Below are 20,486 nucleotides of genomic sequence, written 5' to 3' on the forward strand. Positions count from 1 at the left end.
GCACGATCGACCGATGCCCCTACGGCACGTTTGCCAGGCTATGCGTCACCGCTGGACGGCGCGGTAGTCCGATCCGGCTGAGGGTCGAGTTCTTCCACCGCGGGCATCGGGAGGTTCGGTTGCCTGCGATGGACGAGTGGAAGTCGGCTGAGCCGGTGGTGCAGCTGCCGTTGGGCCTGGAACAGCCACCACCAGCGGGCCCAGCGTGGTCCATTGCGCAGTTCGGCGTACCGGACAACGGCGTCATCGGTGGTGGTGCGGACCCAGAGCGGGCGACCCACAATGATGCGCTGGGCGCCCTTCAGGTCGCCGGTGAGGCTCCAACGTGCCTCGGTGAGCACTACATCCGAGTAGACCTCGGCCATCAGCTCGCACGCTTCCGCACGCAGGATGGTACGACCTCGGGTCTCCGGTCGCCCTGGCCGCGAGTTGGGCAACCAGCCGTCTTCGAGGGCGATCCTCAGCACTTCGACGGACAGGGACTCGGGGTCATCCCACTGGGACGTGTTGACGAGGCCCTGCGTCTCCAGGAGTTCCTGTACAGCGTGGTACGCCGAGGAGTACCAACCTCCGGTGAAACTGTCGAGCGGCCCACTGCCGTGCAGGTTGTCCATGCTGCCGAAGAGGCACACGTCGATCCGCTGGCCGGCACGATTTGTGGTTTGGAGGTGGAAGAGCAACCCATCGTTCTTCGCGTAATGGATCATCTTCGAGAGGGTCACCCGGCCCATGGTCCAGACCCACTGAGCCTTTGGCGGCCGGGCCAGGGCTTCGGTCGCCTTCGAGCCCATAGCCTCTGTGATCCGCTTGGCTTCCTCCAGCCGGTTGCGGGTCTTCTGCTCGCCACTCGAAAATGCGCCTTGGACCTGGGCTGAAATCGGGAAGTGCATCACCGTCGCGCCGACAGTAGCTTGCCGCCGTGGGTATCCTCCCAGCTCTACGCCGTTGTCCTCTGCGAGCGACTGGACGGCGCGGTCGGACCAGTAGTAGAACCGGCCCGAGACTCTGGCGTTGCTCAAGGTGTTCCTGCCTTCCCAGGCCAAGGCTTGCCTGTTGTGCCCATCGTGGCAGCTGTGTGCTGGGCAAGCATGACGGATGATCGGCTCATGGCCGGCAGGCCGTATAGATTTCAAGCGCGGGTCGATCGGGCCGCCTGGGAAACTCTCCGTACCAAAAATGGGCGAGCCTGCTCGATCTACAACGGAGCGCTGTCCCGCAGCCGAACCGTTGGAGGTTGGTGATCGGCACCACACCGGATCATGCCGTGGACAAGTCTACCTGCGGCGGCGTGGACCAGGCGCTGCCCCTGCGGCCAGGGGCTTGAAGTGATGGGCGACGATGTTGATGGTGCCCCCTGCGCGTTCGACGTGGCCGTGCAGCAGGACAGCCGGGGCGTCGAGGAGGACTTGGTGGAAGCGGTCCCAGATCGCCGGTTGGATGATCATGTTGATGACACCGGTCTCGTCTTCGAGGACGCCGAATGCCACCCCCTTGGCGGTCGGGGGCCGCTGTATGTATTTGGCGAGGCCGCCGATGCGCCGATGTTCCACTACTTGTGGAAGCGCTAAATTCTCTAACTCTCGAAAACCAGCAACTCAGGTCAACATTGAATGGCCTGCCGGAAAATTTCCTCCCACTCCGTCCCAGAACCATCGCAAACTAAATCAGACATCACGAAATAGCGCGCGAAGCGTTGCCAGGGCCCGATTTAGCGTCAGATTTTGGTGCTCATGCCCCCGCACATGCCCACCGGATGCTCGCAACACCTCAATGGCCATCCGCCCTTTCCCCTGAGGAATTACGCAGACCGTGACAGCTTTAGCCGTAGGCGTTTCCCCGCCCTCGAAACAGCAGTCGTGTCCGCCGTGAGCCGGGATCTGTCGCCACGACCGGCGATGATGACGGCTAGAGGCAAGCTGGTTTGCAAATTCCTGGGCACTCTGCGGGCGCAGTGCTGGATTTGGCGAAAGCGCCCGATCCACAATTTGCCCAAGACTCTGAGAAATATGCGGGGCGATATCTCGGAGCTTATCAAACTGCCCGGCAATAATCCGATCTCGCCGCGATCTCTTATCTAGAGAAAGCGAACCAGTAGGATACCTTCCGGAAAGCAGATAAAAGAGCGTAGCTGAGAGGGAGTAGATATCCGATGCGATTGTGCATGTTCCCGATTGCAAGACTTCCGGAGCCACGGTAGCAAGCGTTCCGTCAGCCCCCGCGCAACCCTTCTCATCCATCTGAACAGCCATACCTAGATCGCCGAGCAGAACATCGTCGTGCGCATCCAGGTAAGCGTTTCCCGGCTTCACATCCCGGTGCAGCAAACCTTCCTCATGCATCCGCTGCAGTCCGTATGCCAGCTGCTGCCCCCAGCGCGCCGCTTGCGCGGCGTCGACTCCATGAGGCCGGCAAGCCTTCTCAAGATCATCGGCCATCACCGGGGTCGTGATGTATCGAATATCTGTTCCAGCTATGACGTCCGCGTTGTGAACGGGCAGGAGGTACTGGCTTTGCAGGCGCGCTAGCACGCGCGCCTCATCCCAGGTGGCCGACACGCCAGACTTAGGGAAGAACAACTTAATCGCAACCTCGCCGTTGAGGTGCTCATCCAGAACCCTGTGCACTTCACCAGCGTCGCCCTCCCCCAAGAGGCCGATGACCACGTATCGGTCGCTGATGCGGCTGCCAACTCTGCCGTCCACCAATCCTGACATGGCGCACACCCTATAGTGCTACGCATGGATGTACTTGGCGTCAGCGTGGGGTTCTCCGGTGCGGGCCGCCGCCCCGTGATCACCTGCGTCGTACTTAGTGGATCTTATGAAGATCCAATTTACGACGAAGGATGCGAGCTTAAGACGGCCGAAACGGACATGGTTGATCAGATCGACGACCTCGGCCGGAAGCTGAGTAGCAAACTCTCCGCCAGGACACTCAGCGATGTGGTCATCCGGATCGCCGACATGGCCCCAACGGGGAGCCGAGCCCTCGGGCCGCGCCACCGCCTGATGATCGAAGGCGCATTGGCGTATGTGTGTAAAACACACAAGATCCCGAAGATCATCTACCGCAGCGGCAAAGAGGTCGGCGAAGCACTCGGAATCAGCAAAGCCGATGCTCTGCAGCGCGGGAAAGATCTCGACTCCAAGCGCGCGGAGGCCACCTCCGCAGCCTTGTCGGCGCTTCCTAAGTCAAACCAGAACTCGTCGTAGAGCCCTGACGCTCTGGAGGGACGGGGCCGAGTACGTCCAACGCGTCCACCCCGCAATCAGAGGCGCGCGCCGCCACTGCAGTCAGTTGATGGAGCACGACTGCGTGAACATGCTGTGCTCCGGCCGTGCGAGCCACGCGGGCCGCCTGGGCAACTGACATCCCGCTCGCCAGGTTGATGTCCACAATCAGAACCTCAGCTTGTGCCCCTGCCGCCTGGGCGGTCAGGGCCACCAGCTGGTGGTACTCCGACAGCAACGCCCCAACCAGTCGCTCTGCCGCTGGACTGGCTGCCAGGATAGATCTGGCACCGTATTTCCGGGCGTAAGTCATGATCTGCTCAGCGGCAGCCCGCAACTCGCCTGGGTCGGCCAGGCGCTCGATGTTGTCTTGAGCGGTTTCCACCGCCTCTAGCAGGTTGCTCATGTCCCCCACTCTCGCCGAGCCTGGCGCGCCTATCAACCGCAGTCTTCATGGCTAACGAGCAATTGCCAACAGCGATGCGGATACCGTTACCTAAGTAGGCCCCATAGTGGTAAACGTCTCGCATGAGCCCGGGTCGAAGCCCTGGACAGTTGGCTCCTACGCAAGCACCGATCTGAGCAGCCACAGTCCACACTGCGTGCCAACTGTGGTCCTCACGGCCTCTCCTTGAGCATCAGCACCCCGGCGATCTAGTCGCAGCCAGAGTCGACAGCTGGCCCTGCCTTCCCTTGAGCCCGAATCCACCGATGAATGACCTGTCCGAGGCCTGGACATAACGACGCGGATGCCCTCTGACCTGGGACGATGGGACTTCCTACAGAACCAAGTCGCCAGAACGAGAGAACATCCGCGAGATGCAATCCTGCCATGCCGCCACAGCGGTTTCCGCCGTCTTCGACGAGCCGAACCTGATCGCCGATGCCGGGCTGCTGTCGCTGGTCCGGCTGGCCGAGCGGGCCGGCCTGCGGCAACTGGCCGCGTCCGCGCTCCGCATCGAGGGCGCCGACAACAGCGGCGGAGCCAACCCGGCCGCCAAAGTGATGTCGCTGATCAGCGCGATGTGCGCGGGCGCGGACAGCATCGACGACGCGGCGCGGCTGCGGCACGGCGCGATGGACCGCGCCTTCACCTCGGTCCGCGCGCCCTCCACCCTGGGCACCTTCCTGCGCTCCTTCACCCACGGCCACAACCGCCAGCTCCACCGCGTTCACCGCGACTTCCTGGCCCGACTGGCCCGCAGCACCCCACTGCTGCCCGGCGCCGACACACTGATGTTCATCGACATCGACCCCACCCACCGCCGCGTGTACGGCCACGCCAAGCAGGGCGCGCAGGTCGGCCGCCTCAAGGGCCAGCGCACCCTGCACCCGATCCTGGCCACCCTGTCCACCCCGATCGCCCGGCCCGTGATCGGCGCGGTCCGCCTGCGCCGCGGCAAGGCCGCCGACGTCCGCGGAGCCGAGAGCTTCGTGAGCGAGGCCCTGGCCATAGCGAAGGAGACCGGCGGCACCGGGATCCGCCTGGTCCGCGCGGACAGCAAGTTCTACACCGCCGACGTGGTCGCCGCCTGCCGCCGGGCCGGCGCCCGATTCTCCCTGACCACCGGCATGAACCCCTCCATCGCGGGCGCGATCTCCCGCATCCCGCAGGAGTCCTGGACGGCGATCCGCTACCCGGACGCCTTCGTCGACCCCGACACCGGCGAGATGGTCTCCGACGCCGAGGTCGCCGAGATCCCCTACACCGCCTTCACCGGCCGAAGGAAGTCCGAGCACGTCACCGCCCGGCTGATCGTGCGCCGGGTCCGCCGATTGAACGCCGAAGTGGCCCAGGGTCAGGGCGAGTTGTTCACCGCCTGGCGTTACCACCCCGTCTTCACCGACAGCTCCTTCGCGGTGCTGCAGGCGGAACTGCACCACCGGCAGCACGCCGTGGTGGAGCAGGTGATCGCGGACGGGAAGTCCGGGCCTCTGGCCCACCTGCCGTCCGGGAACTTCCAGGCCAACGCCGCGTGGCTGACCCTGTGGGCGATGTCGCACAACCTGCTGCGGGCCGCCGGTGCGCTGACCTCGGTCTTCCACGCCAAGGCCACCACAGCGACCCTGCGCGCCCACCTGGTCCACGTCCCGGCCCGGCTCGCGCGCACCGCGCGCACCAAATTGACGGTGCATCTGCCCGAGCACTGGCCCTGGCGCGACGCCTTCACCGCCCTGTTCGAGGCCGTCCACTCCCCACCGCCGCGCCCGGCGGCCTGACCGCCACAAGATCCCGCACCGCGACGGCCCGACGGCCACCGGCGACAGCGCCACCAACCGCTCCCGACCCCGCACAACCCCTCGGACAGGCCGCGACCCGCGCACGGCGGCTACCGCACACCCTCAACCTGTTGCCCCCAGCGGCCGACCGTCCACGGGCAGGAGAGCAACCCCGAAATGATCAGCCGGTGGATTCGGGTTGAGTGGTAAGCCGCACGCCAAACCACAACATGCACACTTGACAGGGAACACGCGGCCCTGCCTTCTCCAACGACAGGAACCGCTCGAAGAGCAACCCGCATGCCAAGGGCTCCACGGCGGTGATGCCCAGGACGTAGCAGACCACCGAACTCGCGGCGCTGCCCCGGCCCTGGCACCAGATGTTCTGCCGGGCCGCGAACCGGGTGATGTCGTGGACGATCAAGAAGTAGCCGCACATGTCCATGCGTTCGATCACGTTCAGCTCATGGCCGAGCTGAATCCAGGCCGGCCGAGCCTTCGGGTCACTGCGGTCCCCGTAGCGCTGGGTGCAGCCCTGTTCGGCGAGGTGATGAAGCCATGACGCCTCGCTGTGGTCCTCGGGTACGGGGAATCCCGGCAGTTCGGGGCGCAGGTCGTCCAGGTCGAGCACGCAGGAGCGCCCCGGGGCGGTGGTCGCCTCCAGGGTGCCGGGGTAGCGGGTGAGCAGGGCTGCCATCTCGGCACCGGAGCGCAGATGCGCGGTGGGGGCGGGCATCAATTGCTCTCATCCGCGCCGAGGTCGATGCGCATTGCCAGGTGGACCAGGTTCATTGCTTTGAGATAGTTCTGCATCCGCGGCGGCTCCCCGGCCGCAGAGTGCATGTTTCTACCGTCCATCACCAGGTCGCGAAGCTCCCGCGCCCATCTATCGAACTCGTTCGCCGGCGTCAGCACCGATTGAGGGGCCAACACCGCCAGCTCGTAACGCGCCGCGTAGCAGGCCGCGTAGGCGCCGAATGCCCGGTTCTTCCTGTCCTCATCGGTCAACCCCACGGCGAAGGACAGCATCCTCAGCTGCGTGCGCGTCTCAGCGTGGGCAGCGAGGTACCTCCCGTACACCTCGCGCTTGCTCTTCCGGCGCTCCACGCGATCCTCGCGATGTTCGCGTCGCCGTTCGACCAGGACGGCTGAGCTGAGGGCGATAGCAGCACCAAGGAGGGTCGCGAGGAGTGGTGTCCACGTCATGTGACGACGGTAGGGGGCACAGGGTGGAGTGACCAGATCGCGTCAACCTTTCGACGGCCAGCCACGCCATCCGCTCGGTGACCTTCGAGACGGAAGTTGAGTGCCGCATGTTTCCGTGGGGCCGGCTCACCCCGGATGTGGTGAGTCTGGGCTTGGACGGGTGCGCTGGGTCCGGCTCGCTCCCTGGTGCGATACTTGCCTGGCTGGGACCTGATTAGAGCCCCGGAGGGTCGAGGATGGGCCCCAGTCCGTAGCTCAGAAGTGCGACAGCATCTCGATGCTTCTCGGTGTCGCGCGTATGTTCTCGTCGCCATATGTACTGGGACGGCGCGAGTAGCGAACGGCGTTGCTGAAGCCGTCCCAGGCGTACGGATTCAGTACACATGAGGACGAGAAATGACGAGGACCAGCGAGAGCTACTGAGAGGCATTTTTGCAGGTCAGACGGCATGTCAGCTACGTTTGCGCAGGTCAGGACCCTGCCTGCTAAGTCCTCGTAAAGCGTAGGTCGTCGGTTCGAATCCAATGGGGCCCTCAGCATCATCCCGGGTGACCTCCAACTTCGGCCTTCCGGACACGCCGTTGATGATCGGCGACAGCGGGCGGGATTCTGAGCCGGTCACGGTGAGACCTGTGCTGGTGAGGTATCCCCGACGAGGGGTCACCTCCCGGAGGGCTTGGCAGCTCGGCCATCAGCAGAAAACCTGGTGGGCCGCGCCGCCCCGTCCGGCGATACTCGACCGTGTGTTCCTGACGATCAGTACTACCGGCACCCCTGACCGCCCCGCGACAGACCTGGGCTTCCTGATGCACAAGCATCCGGACAGGTCTCAGAGTTTCAACTTGTCGAACTACGGCCTCGCCCAGATCGCAGGAAATAGGGTCCTTGGTCAGGGTGCCGACAGCGTGGGTGAACTATTTATCCAGGCTAGGTCGAACTGCTGCAGGGCGATCGAGTACAGGAGCCCTGGAGCCCGGACGTACATACACGGAGAATTCCTGCCGTGAGCAGAGCTGCTGTAGAAGGTGAGATAGGCAACCCGATCCGTTGCAATCACGCGGCAGATGTTGGGTAGATTGAATTCACGAAGCTCGAAATTGCTTCGAGTGCGGGTAGCATGGGTGAGATAGTCCAGGTTCGCCTGGACCTGGTCCCTGAGCAGCTCCGGACTGTAGCCGGGGTCGAATCGATGGAGATCGTTCGAGCGCCGGTCGAGCCAGGAGTCACCCTGAGGGTGCGGGGCGGGCAGCAGCACTTGGACGGAATCCACGGACAACGCCCCCGACCACAGAGGGGAAAAGACCTCGCGGGTGAGCACGTTTCCGCGTCCCGCCAGGACCTTGATCCAGCGGGCCCGGCTGAGGTCGCGTGCGATCTCCTGTTCGGCGGACGATTGGCGACTGTACACGCGCTTGAGGCCCGTTCCTGTGCACCAGGAGCACACGGTTACTAGCCACCACAGTGGGCGCGAGCCACGCAGGAGGCCTAGGGTCAGTGCGATCACACTGGCTGCCAGAGAACTGAGTACCCCAAACAGAAAAGCTGTCATGCAAACCATCTCCCTGTACTGGGCCTATCTCGGTTGTTTGGCTCACGGTCAGCAGAGATAGGGGAGGAGCCGTCGCAGGATGTTTGCAGCATTTTGGGCAGCGCGTTCGTGGTGCCCGTGGCCCTTCTCCTCGTCGGCGTTGTCGGAGACGCCCCGGATGACGATCCAGCCCGGGTTTGCTTCGCCGTGGACGGAGTTCTCCTGCCAATACTGACTAAGCCCTCCGGCTTCCATATCCGGGTCATCAAAGTTGATGGGTCGTCAGCTTTCCGCGTGCCCTTCGGGTGGTTGCGCAGTGTGATCGCAGGCGTTGGCTCCGGCGGTTTCGGAAGCCGTAGGCCTTGCGGGCTTCGAGCTTGATCACGCGGTTGTTGCCTTCGGATGCGGCGTTCGTTATGCCGGTTTTGATGTAGTTCTCGATGCCGTGCCACCACTGGTCGACGGTTTGGAGGCCGACCGATTTCGAAGACAGTCTTTTATGCTGCTAGTGCTGCGCTTAGTGTGGACCCACTCTCGTATTCATAGGGAGATAGGTAGCCGAGCTCACGTTGAATCCTGTGTCGATTGTAGTAAGACTCGGTGTATTCAAATATTGCACTCCCGACCTGCTTTATTGTTGTCCACACGTGCAGGTGGATCAATTCCTTTTTCAGGGTTGCGTTGAACGACTCTGCTGCGGCGTTGTCGAAGCAGATCCCCGTCTTTCCTACCGAAGGCAGGATTCCGCTGTCAAGACATTGGTCGCGAAATTTACTACCGGTGTACTGACTGCCACGGTCTGTATGCATGACGACTTCACCCTGTGCCGGCTGGCGATTTCGGATCGCCATGTCTAGCGCCTGGATCACCATGTCTTCGCGCATGTGGTCAGCGACCGACCAGCCGATGAGCTTCCGCGAATACCCGTCGATGACTGTCGCCATATAGGCCCAGCCTTCTGCGGTGTGAATGTAAGTGATGTCACCGTACCATATCTGGTCTTTCTTTTCCGGGACGAAATTCCGCTCGACGAGGTCCACCAGGCCGCGCCTGTTCGCCGGATCCTGGACGGTGGTGGCCTTGTAGGGCCGTGGATGGATGCACGCCAGCCCAGCGGCCCTGGCCAGGCGTCGGACGCGCTTGGGTGACACGCGCTCGCCCTGGCGGGCCAGCTGCGCGTGTATCCGGTCGATCCCGTAGCGACCCCTGTTGACTTTGTCGATAGCGATGATGAGTCGGGTAAGTTCGACATCGCGTCGTGCGTGTGCGGACTCCTCACGGCGGATCCACGAGTAGAATCCGGTACGCGATACGTCCAGCATCTTGCACATGAAGTTGATGGGATATATGAAGCGGCGTGGCTTGCCGACCTGCTCGTCGTGGACTTGCAGGATGAAGGCGAACTTTATTGGTTCTGGCTCGCAAACCACGCCGCTGCTTTTTTTAGGAAGTCCCGCTCCATGCGGAGCTTCCGTACTTCGTCTTCGAGTTCCTTCATATGGACGCGCTCGTCGATGGTCAGCGGCTTGTCTTTGATGCTTCCGCTCCTCTTCGCGGCATTTACCCAGTTTCCTAGGGTTCCCTCGTTCAGACCGAGGTCCCGGGCAATCTCAGCCACGGGCCGGCCGGAGCTCACCACTAGCTCTACGGCCTCTGCCTTGTACTCCTGGGTGTACTTCTTCCGCTTTGAAACCATCGTGCACTTCCCACTTGACACTTGAGTGAACTACTTCCAGTGTCCACGAAAGTGGTCGGGGTTCAGTTTCGGCGAGGGTGACCAGTTCGACCAGGTAGGGGCGGTCGGCACAGAAGGCCTGGAAGCGGTAGCGGGCGGCGGAGACCGCGGAGCGGTCGGGAAGGACGTGGGCGTGCTTGGCGGTGAGCCGCAGCAGGTCGCGCAGGAGCTCCTTGGCACGCCAGCCGTCGAGGATCTGCTTGCCGTAGGTACCCATATCGGTCAACTCGTCGGCAAGCGTGGCCAGTTCTGTGGTGGTGAGGTCTTCCTTGTTGCGGCGCAGGAGCTTGCGGACGCTCCAGACGGGGTCGCCCTTGCGGGCGCGGCGGCCGTGGTGCCTCCAGGTGAGGCGGCGGCGCAGGTCGGCCAGGTGGCGCTGGGCGAGCTGGACGACGTGGAAGCAGTCCACGACGATTCGGGCGTGGGGCAGGGCGGTGCGCACGGCGGCGCGGAAGGTGGCGCACAGGTCGATGGCCACGTACCTGACCCGCTGTTTCCAGGTCTCGGGCTGGAGGGTGAGCCAGGCGGCGACGGAGGCGGCGTTGCGGCCCTCGACCTGCCCGAGCAGGCCCTGGCCGCCGACCGCGTCGACGAAGCCGATATGCCAGGCGTCGGCGACCAGTTCCCATGTGCCCGTTTCGGGGTTCTCCCGCCAGACCGGCTTGCCCCTGCGGGTCTCGTCGATGCCGACGGCCTCGGTCACGGGCGGCTGATCAGGCAGGACGAGCTCGGCGTACTGTTCGAAGGCAGCTTGGGCAGTGGGCCAGGAGATGCCCAGGTCACGGCCGGCCTGTACGACCGTGCGGCCGTCGTCGGCCACCACGCGTCCGGCCTCGCGCCGCAGCGCGCGGGTCAGCCGGGCCCCCGCTGGCACCTCGCGGACCTGCTCGGTGAACGAGCCGCGCGGGCACAGCGGTTCCGCGCAGAACCAACGGGACTTGTGCCAGTGCAGATCCACACGTCGTCCACCGTAAGGAAGTTGGCGGGGGCGGGTGAGACGTGGGCCCTTCCTCGTCGTGGAGAGCACTCCGCACTCCGGGCATGCCCGCGCACCCTCGTCCACCGTCGCCACGTGCACGACGAGAGCCGGCCCGACCTCCTCCACCTTGATCACCCCCAGCCCCTCCAGGCCCAGCAGCAGTGTCGCGTCCGTATCGGCACAGGTATCGTTGATGTTCGAGCCCGCAGGTGTTCGTGATCGGTTTCTCTAGACAAGAACCATGATCACCAATCCCTGCGGGCTCCTTGCATCCGGGGCACACCACACCCGGCATCGTCACCCAACGTGACAGTCAATTGGCTCAAGCCGCTGACGGCCCATCAAGTTTGAAGACCCCCATATCCACCGCCAAGACCTTTTCGTGGTAGTTAGTGAGGTAGCTTCGTATTTCGCTATCGCGATCGGCGATGACGGCTTCGCCCGAACCAATCACCCCCGGGTAGACCTCGAACCTCGTCGACGCATGGTCGGATGGCTGGCCGTTTATGCGTGCTGGAGTTCCGTGATCCGCGAAGAATGCATTCACCGCATGGACGATCGGTGCTGGAGCCTGACGATGTTCTCCGCGGCGACGAACATCCCCGAGAGGATTGATTTTTCGATTCTCGTAGTAAACGATGTCCGTGGAGACGATGACGTTGCCGATGCGGGCGTGTTCGTCGTGGATTCCGCCGCCTACGCCGACCAGGGCCCACAGCTGCGGTGCGTAGTGGCGCCTTAGGTTTTCCAGGGCAGCCATCGTGGACCGTTGCCCCTGGGACTGGCTCTGGGTGGCCACTATTCGGATGGTGGATTCCGGCGTGGTGTAGCTGCCCTGGTAGAAGTACAGCCCGCCAGGTTCCTTGTGGCGTTCCAGGTTCAACTCGCGGATGACGGCACGCAGTTCCTCGCTGAGGATGGTGACCACCCCGACGTCCCACGTAGTCCCCCGTTGGTTGCCGGCCTCGCTGTCGGCAAGGGTGCCGGAGGCCCGGGAGGGGGTATTCATGGAGACTTGGGCATGGTCTCCGACGGCGTTGCCGCTGAAGTTGTTGTTGTCACCACGGTTGCTGATGCCTCGGTTGGTGGTCACTTGTTTCCTCCGCTACTGGAATTGCCGGAGCTTGCGGGCTGGGTTGCAGGGGCGGAAACCTGAGCTGCGTCGCCCACCGCGTTGTGGCTGAAGTTGTTGTTGTCGCCGAAGTTGAAGATGCCACTGTTGATAATATTGAGCGCACGGTTAGTGAACTCGGATATATCCACATCCTTGGAGTAAAGGAAGTCGCTGGCGGCTCGAAGCAGCCTCTGCTCGATCGACTTCATTTGGCCCAAGATGTCGCTCTTCTGCAGTTGAATCTTTGACCAGTCTTGGCTCGATTCCTCCCGTATGCTGACTCGACTGCCGATCAGGATGTTGCGGATCGGCGCGGCGGTAAGGTCCCGGGGGAAGGCAGCGGCCTTGCCCAGGGCATAGAGGTAGCGGGCAGTCCGCCATGATTTCTGAACCTCCAGGGGTAATGCAGCAAGTTCGCGAATGGCCGCCCAAGCGACTGCCGTGGCCCCGTGGTGACCAAATTCCTCGGTACGCTGGAAGGACCGCGGCGTGTGGGCGAGGGCGCATGCCGCTGTGGAGAGGCTCAGCGTCCGCCCCTGCAAGCTGACATGTAAAAGCACCGTCGCCATATACTCCGACCCCTCTGTCGGCGTAGTGAATTCGAGGAAGTGGTGCTGCTTGGAGCCTGGCGTGTTGATGAGGGCACGCAGCTCGGCTTCGTCGAATGCTTGGGGGATCAGGGAATGGTCCGCCGCTACATCTGTTTCGGCCACGTAGACGCGGTCGCGGACCTGCACCGGGAGCCGGACATCCTGGCTGTCGGTATCAAGCAGTTGAACTGCCTCGCGCAGATAGTCGACTAGTTCGTGTGCCTGAAAAGGTGGTACGAGGTGCTCGCGCTCATGTAATAGCGCATCGTCGTCGCCGCCAGGCCTCAGCAATTGGATACTCATCGGCGGATTCCATTGGTAGACGAGTTCGCCTGCCCCGATGAAGGGTGACTCTTCCCCGAAGAGCGTGAAAACGGTGAGATCGTCCTGGTCCTCCTCCTCGTCGTCTCTGTGACGAGGGCGACGGTATACGGCGCAGGTATGTCGCTGCTGTATGTCCGCCACCCGTTGGCGGCCGGACAGGTGTGCGGGGCGAAGCGTCGGCGCACGGAGGATTCGGTTGAGTATCAACTGACGTGCGGCTCCGATGACAAGGCACATCAGCGTCATTCCAGCTGCTACGTCGGCGGCCGTCACGGCGTCACCCGGCTCCGCTAACGCGACGGTCAGGCCAGTCAGTACCAGGGACAGCGCGACGACCCGGACACGTTTGAAGGCGGGAGCCATCGCGGAGTTCCTGCGGGGGAGGAGCAGCCTGAAGAGGTAGCCCTGGCTCCGTATCGGCCCTAAACCGTGTCGTTTGGATTCCCGTTTCGATCTCGACCCCCGGTCGACGTCCCGTAACAGAATGGCGAAGCGGAGCAGCCTGAAGAGAGCTATCGCGCAGGTGATGAGGACGGTGGTGGGCAGGGCGCCGGCGAAGGCCGGCGTGACCATTGCCCCGACCAGCGTCACGCGGAGGAGTGCCGTCAGCGCCGCAGCCCGCCACGCATGGTGCATGACGGGGACGATGTCGAACCCGTAGGACGGGGCGACCCTTCGGTGCGGGGCGGTGCACACCTTGTCGATCACAAGGTCGCGGAAACGCTCATCCACGTACACGCCAGCGCATAAGTGGCGGGTGGCGTCAGTAGGTTCGTCGGTTGATTCCATGGCTGGTGGCGCCTGGGGAGTGATCATGCCCCGCCCCTGCCTCGTCGAGTTAAGGTCTATGAGACCATAAGCGTGTCACGCGTTTAAGTCAATATGACCTTTAGGGGATTCGGTGGATGACTGGCTGAAAGACTCCGATGAGGTAAAGCCATCGTGGATCACTGTGGACCTGGCGATCTTCACCGTCAGGGCAGATCAGTTGATGGTGCTCCTCGTCGAGCGCGGGCTGGAGCCCTTCCTTGGCCGGTCCGCCCTGCCTGGCGGGTATGTCCAAAAGGACGAAACCTTGCGGGAAGGGGCGTTGCGTGAGCTCTGGGAGGAGGCCGGGATCAACGGCCGGCAACTGCACCTGGAGCAGCTCGGCGCCTACGGAGATCCGGGCCGTGACCCGAGGGGAAGGGTGGTCACCATTGCCTATCTCGCGCTTGGGCCGGATATCCCAGTTCCTGTCGGTGGTACCGACGCTGCGCGTGCCTTCCTGACCCCTGTAGCGGAACTGACGGAGGTGGCAGAGGGGCTGGCTTTTGACCACGCGGTCATCCTTGCGGATGCCCTGGAGGAGATCCGCAGAAAGCTTGAGTACACCGCTGTCGCCACTGCCTTCTGCGGGGAGTCGTTCACCTTGAGCGAGCTGCGAAGGGTCTACGAAGTGATCTGGGGGCAACGGCTGGATCCGAGCAACTTTCGCCGAAAGGTGCTCGGTACCTCGGGGTTCGTGCAGTCCACGGGGGAACAGCGGCTGCCTCCTACCGGTCGTCCGGCTGTCCTCTATCGGCGGGGAAGCGCATGGTTGCTCAGTCCGCCCTTGTTGCGCGGTGTTGGGTAGGCCGCGCGGTCCGCGATCGAGTCACCTGACCCCGAATCCACCGGCTGATCATTTCGGGGTTGCTCTCCTGCCCGTGGACGGTCGGCCGCTGGGGGCAACAGGTTGAGGGTGTGCGGTAGCCGCCGTGCGCGGGTCGCGGCCTGTCCGAGGGGTTGTGCGGGGTCGGGAGCGGTTGGTGGCGCTGTCGCCGGTGGCCGTCGGGCCGTCGCGGTGCGGGATCTTGTGGCGGTCAGGCCGCCGGGCGCGGCGGTGGGGAGTGGACGGCCTCGAACAGGGCGGTGAAGGCGTCGCGCCAGGGCCAGTGCTCGGGCAGATGCACCGTCAATTTGGTGCGCGCGGTGCGCGCGAGCCGGGCCGGGACGTGGACCAGGTGGGCGCGCAGGGTCGCTGTGGTGGCCTTGGCGTGGAAGACCGAGGTCAGCGCACCGGCGGCCCGCAGCAGGTTGTGCGACATCGCCCACAGGGTCAGCCACGCGGCGTTGGCCTGGAAGTTCCCGGACGGCAGGTGGGCCAGAGGCCCGGACTTCCCGTCCGCGATCACCTGCTCCACCACGGCGTGCTGCCGGTGGTGCAGTTCCGCCTGCAGCACCGCGAAGGAGCTGTCGGTGAAGACGGGGTGGTAACGCCAGGCGGTGAACAACTCGCCCTGACCCTGGGCCACTTCGGCGTTCAATCGGCGGACCCGGCGCACGATCAGCCGGGCGGTGACGTGCTCGGACTTCCTTCGGCCGGTGAAGGCGGTGTAGGGGATCTCGGCGACCTCGGCGTCGGAGACCATCTCGCCGGTGTCGGGGTCGACGAAGGCGTCCGGGTAGCGGATCGCCGTCCAGGACTCCTGCGGGATGCGGGAGATCGCGCCCGCGATGGAGGGGTTCATGCCGGTGGTCAGGGAGAATCGGGCGCCGGCCCGGCGGCAGGCGGCGACCACGTCGGCGGTGTAGAACTTGCTGTCCGCGCGGACCAGGCGGATCCCGGTGCCGCCGGTCTCCTTCGCTATGGCCAGGGCCTCGCTCACGAAGCTCTCGGCTCCGCGGACGTCGGCGGCCTTGCCGCGGCGCAGGCGGACCGCGCCGATCACGGGCCGGGCGATCGGGGTGGACAGGGTGGCCAGGATCGGGTGCAGGGTGCGCTGGCCCTTGAGGCGGCCGACCTGCGCGCCCTGCTTGGCGTGGCCGTACACGCGGCGGTGGGTGGGGTCGATGTCGATGAACATCAGTGTGTCGGCGCCGGGCAGCAGTGGGGTGCTGCGGGCCAGTCGGGCCAGGAAGTCGCGGTGAACGCGGTGGAGCTGGCGGTTGTGGCCGTGGGTGAAGGAGCGCAGGAAGGTGCCCAGGGTGGAGGGCGCGCGGACCGAGGTGAAGGCGCGGTCCATCGCGCCGTGCCGCAGCCGCGCCGCGTCGTCGATGCTGTCCGCGCCCGCGCACATCGCGCTGATCAGCGACATCACTTTGGCGGCCGGGTTGGCTCCGCCGCTGTTGTCGGCGCCCTCGATGCGGAGCGCGGACGCGGCCAGTTGCCGCAGGCCGGCCCGCTCGGCCAGCCGGACCAGCGACAGCAGCCCGGCATCGGCGATCAGGTTCGGCTCGTCGAAGACGGCGGAAACCGCTGTGGCGGCATGGCAGGATTGCATCTCGCGGATGTTCTCTCGTTCTGGCGACTTGGTTCTGTAGGAAGTCCCATCGTCCCAGGTCAGAGGGCATCCGCGTCGTTATGTCCAGGCCTCGGACAGGTCATTCATCGGTGGATTCGGGCTGACAGCTCGGCCATCAGCAGAAAACCTGGTGGGCCGCGCCGCCCCGTCCGGCGATACTCGTCCGTGTGTTCCTGACGATCAGTACCACCGGCACCCCCGACCGCCCCGCGACAGATCTGGGCTTCCTGCTGCACAAGCATCCAGGCAGGTCCCAGAGTTTCAACTTGTCGAACTATGGGCTCGCCCACGTGTTCTACCCCGTGGCGACCGAGGAGCAGTGCACCGCTGCCCTGCTGCTGGAGATCGACCCCGTCGCGCTGGTCCGGCGCGGCCGCGGCAAGGGCCGGGGAGGGTCGCCCGACTTCGCCCTGGCGCAGTACGTCAACGACCGGCCCTACGCGGCGTCCTCGCTGCTCGCGGTCGCGTTGAGCACCGTCTTCAAGAGCGCCATGAGGGGTCGCTGCGACCAGCGCCCGGAGTTGGCGGCGACGGCGCTGCCGCTGGTGATCACCGTCCCGGCGCTGCCCGCGAAGGCCGGCCAGGACGGCGGTCCGGACCTGGTCCGGCGGCTGTTCGAGCCGCTGGGCTGGCAGGTCGAGGCCAAGCCGGTCCCGCTGGACCCGCAGTTCCCGGAGTGGGGCGACTCCCGCTACGTCAGCCTCACCCTGACCGGGACGCTGCGGCTGGCCGACGCGCTCAGCCAGCTCTACATCCTGCTGCCGGTGCTGGACGACGCCAAGCACTACTGGGTCTCACCCGACGAGGTCGACAAACTCCTGCGGGCCGGAGAAGGCTGGCTCGGCGCGCACCCGGAACTGGCGCTGATCACCCGGCGCTACCTGGCCCGGCGCTGGTCGCTGGCCCGCAGCGCGCTGGAGCAGTTGGAGCTGGCCCGGCTCGCCGAGGCCGACGACCGCGAGGTGGAGGAGATCGACAACGCCGTCCCCGAGGTGGAGACGGAGGAGGAGGCCGCGGAGGAGAAGCCGACCCCGCTCGCGGTCCAGCGCCGCACCGCGATCGTCGAGGCGCTGCGCGCCGCCGGGGCGACCCGGGTGGTGGACCTGGGCTGCGGCGAGGGCAGCCTGGTCGGCGCGCTGCTCAAGGAGTCGCGGATCACCGAGGTCCTCGGCGTGGACGTGTCCTCGCGGGCGCTGGGCATCGCCGCCCGGCGGCTGCACCTGGACCGGATGTCCGAGCGCCAGGCCCAGCGGGTGCGGCTGGTCCAGGGCGCGCTCACCTACACCGACGCCCGGCTCACCGGCTATGACGCGGCGGTGCTCTCCGAGGTGATCGAGCACGTCGACCTGCCCCGGCTGCCCGCCCTGGAGTACGCCGTGTTCGGCTCGGCCCGCCCCGGCACGGTCGTGGTGACCACGCCCAACGTGGAGTACAACGTCCGCTGGGAGTCCCTCCCGGCCGGGCACGTCCGGCACGCGGACCACCGCTTCGAATGGGACCGGACCCAGTTCCGGGCCTGGGCCGAGCAGGTCGCCGACAGCTACGGCTACACCGTCCGCTTCGCGCCGGTCGGCCCGGACGACCCCGAGGTGGGCCCGCCCACCCAGCTCGCCGGCTTCACCCGGCAGACCGCCGCCTCGGGCGACGCCGGCACCCGTACCCACGCACCGGAATCCGTGCAGGAATCCGCGCAGGAAGCAGCCTCCCGATGAGCGACGACACCGAGACCCCGAGCCGTAAGCTCCCCGTCCCCGACCTCTCCCTGGTCGTCCTGGTCGGGACCACCGGCTCCGGCAAGTCCAGCTTCGCCGCGCGGCACTTCCTGCCGACCCAGGTGGTCTCCTCCGACGCCTGCCGCGGCCTGGTCTCCGACGACACCAACGACCAGGCGGCCACCCCCGACGCCTTCGACGTGCTGCACTACATCGCCGGCAAGCGGCTCGCGGCCGGCCGGATCACCGTGGTGGACGCCACCAACGTCCAGCCCGAGGCCCGGCGGCACCTGGTCAACCTGGCCCGTGAGTACGACGTGCTGCCGGTCGCCATCGTGCTGGACGTCCCGCCGCAGGTCTGCGCGGAGCGCAACGCGCTGCGTCCGGACCGCGCCGGGTTCAGCCCGCATGTGATCCAGCGGCAGCAGCGCGAGCTGCGACGCTCGATGAAGTTCCTGGAGCGCGAGGGCTTCCGCAAGGTGCATGTGCTGCGCGGAGCGGCCGAGGTCGAGGCCGCCGAGATCGTCTATGAGAAGCGCTACAACGACCTGCGGCACCTCACCGGCCCCTTCGACGTCATCGGCGACATCCACGGCTGCCGCTCCGAGCTGGTGACCCTGCTCGGCCGGCTCGGCTACACGGTCACCCGCGACGCGGACGGCCGCGCCGTCGACGCCGCGCACCCGGACGGGCGGACCGCCGTCTTCGTCGGCGACCTGGTCGACCGCGGCCCGGACACCCCGGGCGTGCTGCGGCTGGTGATGGGCATGGTCGCGGCCGGGAACGCGCTGTGCGTCCCCGGCAACCACGAGAACAAGCTCGGCCGGGCGCTGGCCGGACGCAAGGTGACGGTCAGTCACGGCCTGCAGGAGTCGCTGGACCAGCTCGCCGCCGAGCCGCCTGCTTTCACCACCGAGGTCCGCGCCTTCATCGACGGCCTGGTCAGCCACTACCTGCTGGACGAGGGCCGGCTGGTGGTCTGCCACGCCGGGCTGCCCGAGAAGTACCACGGCCGCACCTCCGGCCGGGTCCGCTCGCACGCCCTCTACGGCGACACCACCGGCGAGACCGACGAGTACGGCCTGCCCGTCCGCTACCCCTGGGCCGAGGAGTACCGGGGCCGCGCCCTGGTGGTCTACGGGCACACCCCTACCCCGACCGCGAGCTTCGTCAACAACACCATCTGCCTGGACACCGGCTGCGTCTTCGGCGGGACCATGACCGCGCTGCGCTACCCGGAGCGCGAGCTGGTCCAGGCCGAGGCCGAGCAGGTCTGGTACGAGCCGGTCCGCCCGCTGATCACCGACGCCCCGGGCGCCCGCGAGGGCCGCCCGCTGGCGCTCTCCGACGTCCAGGGCCGCCGGATCGTGGAGACCGTCAACCACGGCCGGGTCGCCGTCAAGGAGGAGAACGCCGCCGCCGCGCTGGAGGTGATGAGCCGCTTCGCGCTGGACCCGCGGCTGCTGGCCTATCTGCCGCCGACCATGGCCCCGGTGTCGACCTCGCGCCGGGACGGCTGCCTTGAGCACCCGGCGGAGGCCTTCGCCGGCTTCCTCGCGGACGGGGTGCGCCAGGTGGTCTGCGAGGAGAAGCACATGGGCTCGCGCGCCGTGGTGCTGCTCGGCCGCGACCCGGACGGCAACGCCCTGGAGAAGCGCTTCGGCGTCTCCACCGGCGGTGCGATCTGGACCCGTACCGGCCGTTCCTTCCTCGACGACGAGGCACGGACCGACGGAATCCTGGACCGGCTGCGCTCCGCCGCGGTCACCGCCGGGCTCTTCGACGAGCTGGAGAGCGACTGGCTGCTGCTGGACGCCGAACTGCTGCCCTGGTCGCTGAAGGCGCTCGGGTTGCTCAAGCGCCAGTACGCCGCGGTCGGCGCGGCGGCCGGGGCGGCGCTGCCCGCCGCCCTCGCCGCGCTGGAGGCCGCCCGGAACCGCGAGGTCGACGTCGCCGACCTGGCCGCCCGGCAGACCGCCCGGCACGCCGACGCCGCCGCCTTCACCGACGCCTACCGGCGCTACTGCTGGCCGGTGGACGGCCTGGACGGGATCCGGCTGGCCCCGTTCCAGATCCTCGCCGCCGAGGGCGCCAACCTCGCGGTCCGTCCGCACGACCAGCACCTGGCCTGGATCGACGCGCTGGTCGCCGCCGACGGCTCCGGCCTGCTCAGGGCGACCGGCCGACGGCTGGTGGACACCGCCGACGAGGAGTCCGTGGCCGTCGCCATCGCCTGGTGGGAGGAGCTGACCGCGGCCGGCGGCGAGGGCATGGTGGTCAAGCCGCTGGCCTCGCTGGTGCGCCCGGAGGGCGGGCGGCTGGTCCAGCCGGGGGTGAAGGTCCGCGGCCGGGAGTACCTGCGGATCATCTACGGCCCGGACTACACCCTGCCGGCCAACCTGGACCGGCTGCGCTCGCGCACCCTGGGCCACAAGCGCTCGCTCGCCCTGCGCGAGTACGCCCTCGGCCTGGAGGCCCTGGACCGGCTCGCCGCGGGGGAGCCGCTGTGGCGGGTGCACGAGGCGGTGTTCGCCGTCCTCGCCCTGGAGTCCGAGCCGGTCGATCCCCGACTCTAGGACGGC

19 protein-coding genes and 1 pseudogene are annotated in these 20,486 nt (G+C 66.1%); 7 read left to right on the forward strand and 13 right to left on the reverse strand.

The annotated features are described in order from the left end of the window. Positions 1-38: 38 nt before the first annotated feature. Positions 39-1,019 (reverse strand): hypothetical protein, encoded by a 981-nt coding sequence (locus tag ACXKR8_RS35215; RefSeq protein WP_458268606.1) that lies wholly within the window; start codon positions 1,017-1,019, stop codon positions 39-41. A 309-nt stretch (positions 1,020-1,328) separates the two neighbouring features. Here ACXKR8_RS35215 and ACXKR8_RS35220 point away from each other — a divergent pair, with 309 nt between their 5' ends. After that, positions 1,329-1,568: a hypothetical protein gene (locus ACXKR8_RS35220; RefSeq protein WP_458268607.1), complete on the forward strand. Its 240-nt coding sequence runs from the start codon at positions 1,329-1,331 to the stop codon at positions 1,566-1,568. 96 nt (positions 1,569-1,664) lie between these two features. Here the strand turns inward: ACXKR8_RS35220 and ACXKR8_RS35225 are convergent, their stop codons facing one another. Further along, on the reverse strand, positions 1,665-2,714 hold the full coding sequence (locus ACXKR8_RS35225) for a serine/threonine-protein kinase (RefSeq protein WP_458268608.1): 1,050 nt from the start codon (positions 2,712-2,714) through the stop codon (positions 1,665-1,667). A gap of 24 nt (positions 2,715-2,738) precedes the next feature. On the opposite strand from ACXKR8_RS35225, the gene ACXKR8_RS35230 reads away from it, so the two are divergent. Next, positions 2,739-3,212 carry a hypothetical protein gene (locus tag ACXKR8_RS35230; protein ID WP_458268609.1) on the forward strand — a complete coding sequence of 158 codons (474 nt, stop codon included), beginning with the start codon at positions 2,739-2,741 and terminating at the stop codon, positions 3,210-3,212. Here ACXKR8_RS35230 and ACXKR8_RS35235 read toward each other — a convergent pair. Further along, positions 3,187-3,636 (reverse strand): phosphoribosyltransferase, encoded by a 450-nt coding sequence (locus ACXKR8_RS35235; protein ID WP_458268610.1) that lies wholly within the window; start codon positions 3,634-3,636, stop codon positions 3,187-3,189. The two genes, ACXKR8_RS35230 and ACXKR8_RS35235, sit on opposite strands and share 26 nt — an antisense overlap. Before the next feature lie 413 nt (positions 3,637-4,049). Between ACXKR8_RS35235 and ACXKR8_RS35240 the strand changes: the two genes are divergently transcribed. Then, positions 4,050-5,450, forward strand: coding sequence for an IS1380 family transposase (locus ACXKR8_RS35240; RefSeq protein ID WP_458266600.1), 1,401 nt, complete (start codon positions 4,050-4,052; stop codon positions 5,448-5,450). Between the two features lie 181 nt (positions 5,451-5,631). Here the strand turns inward: ACXKR8_RS35240 and ACXKR8_RS35245 are convergent, their stop codons facing one another. Together ACXKR8_RS35245 and ACXKR8_RS35250 are read right to left on the reverse strand one after the other, a co-directional pair. Next, positions 5,632-6,186 (reverse strand): hypothetical protein, encoded by a 555-nt coding sequence (locus tag ACXKR8_RS35245; RefSeq protein ID WP_458268611.1) that lies wholly within the window; start codon positions 6,184-6,186, stop codon positions 5,632-5,634. After that, the gene (locus tag ACXKR8_RS35250; protein WP_458268612.1) at positions 6,186-6,656 is read right to left on the reverse strand and encodes a hypothetical protein; all 471 of its coding nucleotides are present in this window, start codon (positions 6,654-6,656) and stop codon (positions 6,186-6,188) included. Before ACXKR8_RS35250 ends, ACXKR8_RS35245 begins: the two co-directional genes overlap by 1 nt. A 743-nt stretch (positions 6,657-7,399) precedes the next feature. Here ACXKR8_RS35250 and ACXKR8_RS35255 point away from each other — a divergent pair. Continuing rightward, a pseudogene (locus ACXKR8_RS35255) lies at positions 7,400-7,525 on the forward strand (hypothetical protein); the annotation flags it as partial. Positions 7,526-7,545: 20 nt separating this feature from the next. Here the strand turns inward: ACXKR8_RS35255 and ACXKR8_RS35260 are convergent. The 7 genes from ACXKR8_RS35260 to ACXKR8_RS35290 all read right to left on the reverse strand — a co-directional run bounded on the left by ACXKR8_RS35260 (position 7,546) and on the right by ACXKR8_RS35290 (position 13,742). Beyond that, positions 7,546-8,064: a hypothetical protein gene (locus ACXKR8_RS35260; RefSeq protein ID WP_458275292.1), complete on the reverse strand. Its 519-nt coding sequence runs from the start codon at positions 8,062-8,064 to the stop codon at positions 7,546-7,548. Between the two features lie 385 nt (positions 8,065-8,449). Further along, positions 8,450-8,677 (reverse strand): transposase, encoded by a 228-nt coding sequence (locus ACXKR8_RS35265; RefSeq protein WP_458275168.1) that lies wholly within the window; start codon positions 8,675-8,677, stop codon positions 8,450-8,452. A gap of 4 nt (positions 8,678-8,681) precedes the next feature. Further along, on the reverse strand, positions 8,682-9,614 hold the full coding sequence (locus tag ACXKR8_RS35270) for an IS3 family transposase (protein WP_458266876.1): 933 nt from the start codon (positions 9,612-9,614) through the stop codon (positions 8,682-8,684). Beyond that, positions 9,590-9,880, reverse strand: a complete 291-nt coding sequence (locus ACXKR8_RS35275; RefSeq protein ID WP_458266877.1) for a transposase — start codon at positions 9,878-9,880, stop codon at positions 9,590-9,592. Before ACXKR8_RS35275 ends, ACXKR8_RS35270 begins: the two co-directional genes overlap by 25 nt. Continuing rightward, positions 9,795-11,033: an ISL3 family transposase gene (locus tag ACXKR8_RS35280; RefSeq protein ID WP_458268613.1), complete on the reverse strand. Its 1,239-nt coding sequence runs from the start codon at positions 11,031-11,033 to the stop codon at positions 9,795-9,797. Before ACXKR8_RS35280 ends, ACXKR8_RS35275 begins: the two co-directional genes overlap by 86 nt. Before the next feature lie 187 nt (positions 11,034-11,220). Beyond that, positions 11,221-11,991, reverse strand: a complete 771-nt coding sequence (locus tag ACXKR8_RS35285; RefSeq protein WP_458268614.1) for a 5'-methylthioadenosine/S-adenosylhomocysteine nucleosidase family protein — start codon at positions 11,989-11,991, stop codon at positions 11,221-11,223. Further along, positions 11,988-13,742, reverse strand: coding sequence for a hypothetical protein (locus tag ACXKR8_RS35290; protein WP_458268615.1), 1,755 nt, complete (start codon positions 13,740-13,742; stop codon positions 11,988-11,990). Before ACXKR8_RS35290 ends, ACXKR8_RS35285 begins: the two co-directional genes overlap by 4 nt. 85 nt (positions 13,743-13,827) lie before the next feature. Between ACXKR8_RS35290 and ACXKR8_RS35295 the strand changes: the two genes are divergently transcribed. Then, the gene (locus ACXKR8_RS35295) at positions 13,828-14,541 is read left to right on the forward strand and encodes an NUDIX hydrolase (protein ID WP_458268616.1); all 714 of its coding nucleotides are present in this window, start codon (positions 13,828-13,830) and stop codon (positions 14,539-14,541) included. A 229-nt stretch (positions 14,542-14,770) separates the two neighbouring features. On the opposite strand, the gene ACXKR8_RS35300 is transcribed toward ACXKR8_RS35295, so the two are convergent. Next, a complete protein-coding gene (locus ACXKR8_RS35300) occupies positions 14,771-16,171 on the reverse strand; it encodes an IS1380 family transposase (protein ID WP_458266600.1) in 1,401 nt (466 codons plus the stop codon). Between the two features lie 188 nt (positions 16,172-16,359). On the opposite strand from ACXKR8_RS35300, the gene ACXKR8_RS35305 reads away from it, so the two are divergent. Together ACXKR8_RS35305 and ACXKR8_RS35310 are read left to right on the forward strand one after the other, a co-directional pair. After that, on the forward strand, positions 16,360-17,904 hold the full coding sequence (locus ACXKR8_RS35305; RefSeq protein ID WP_458268617.1) for a 3' terminal RNA ribose 2'-O-methyltransferase Hen1: 1,545 nt from the start codon (positions 16,360-16,362) through the stop codon (positions 17,902-17,904). Further along, positions 17,901-20,480 carry a polynucleotide kinase-phosphatase gene (locus ACXKR8_RS35310; protein WP_458268618.1) on the forward strand — a complete coding sequence of 860 codons (2,580 nt, stop codon included), beginning with the start codon at positions 17,901-17,903 and terminating at the stop codon, positions 20,478-20,480. The genes ACXKR8_RS35305 and ACXKR8_RS35310 overlap by 4 nt, the downstream gene beginning before the upstream one ends. The last annotated feature ends 6 nt before the right edge of the window (positions 20,481-20,486 follow it).

The sequence above is a fragment of the Streptacidiphilus sp. PAMC 29251 genome, assembly GCF_054208735.2.

What these genes read in the sequence shown, in the direction of transcription:
- ACXKR8_RS35240 (WP_458266600.1), top strand. Translation starts at nt 4,050, where the DNA reads ATGCAATCCTGCCATGCCGCCACAGCGGTTTCCGCCGTCTTCGACGAG.
- ACXKR8_RS35235 (WP_458268610.1), bottom strand. Translation starts at nt 3,636, where the DNA reads ATGAGCAACCTGCTAGAGGCGGTGGAAACCGCTCAAGACAACATCGAG.
- ACXKR8_RS35300 (WP_458266600.1), bottom strand. Translation starts at nt 16,171, where the DNA reads ATGCAATCCTGCCATGCCGCCACAGCGGTTTCCGCCGTCTTCGACGAG.
- ACXKR8_RS35230 (WP_458268609.1), top strand. Translation starts at nt 2,739, where the DNA reads ATGGATGTACTTGGCGTCAGCGTGGGGTTCTCCGGTGCGGGCCGCCGC.
- ACXKR8_RS35220 (WP_458268607.1), top strand. Translation starts at nt 1,329, where the DNA reads ATGGGCGACGATGTTGATGGTGCCCCCTGCGCGTTCGACGTGGCCGTG.
- ACXKR8_RS35250 (WP_458268612.1), bottom strand. Translation starts at nt 6,656, where the DNA reads ATGACGTGGACACCACTCCTCGCGACCCTCCTTGGTGCTGCTATCGCC.
- ACXKR8_RS35275 (WP_458266877.1), bottom strand. Translation starts at nt 9,880, where the DNA reads ATGGTTTCAAAGCGGAAGAAGTACACCCAGGAGTACAAGGCAGAGGCC.
- ACXKR8_RS35290 (WP_458268615.1), bottom strand. Translation starts at nt 13,742, where the DNA reads ATGATCACTCCCCAGGCGCCACCAGCCATGGAATCAACCGACGAACCT.
- ACXKR8_RS35245 (WP_458268611.1), bottom strand. Translation starts at nt 6,186, where the DNA reads ATGCCCGCCCCCACCGCGCATCTGCGCTCCGGTGCCGAGATGGCAGCC.
- ACXKR8_RS35225 (WP_458268608.1), bottom strand. Translation starts at nt 2,714, where the DNA reads ATGTCAGGATTGGTGGACGGCAGAGTTGGCAGCCGCATCAGCGACCGA.
- ACXKR8_RS35310 (WP_458268618.1), top strand. Translation starts at nt 17,901, where the DNA reads ATGAGCGACGACACCGAGACCCCGAGCCGTAAGCTCCCCGTCCCCGAC.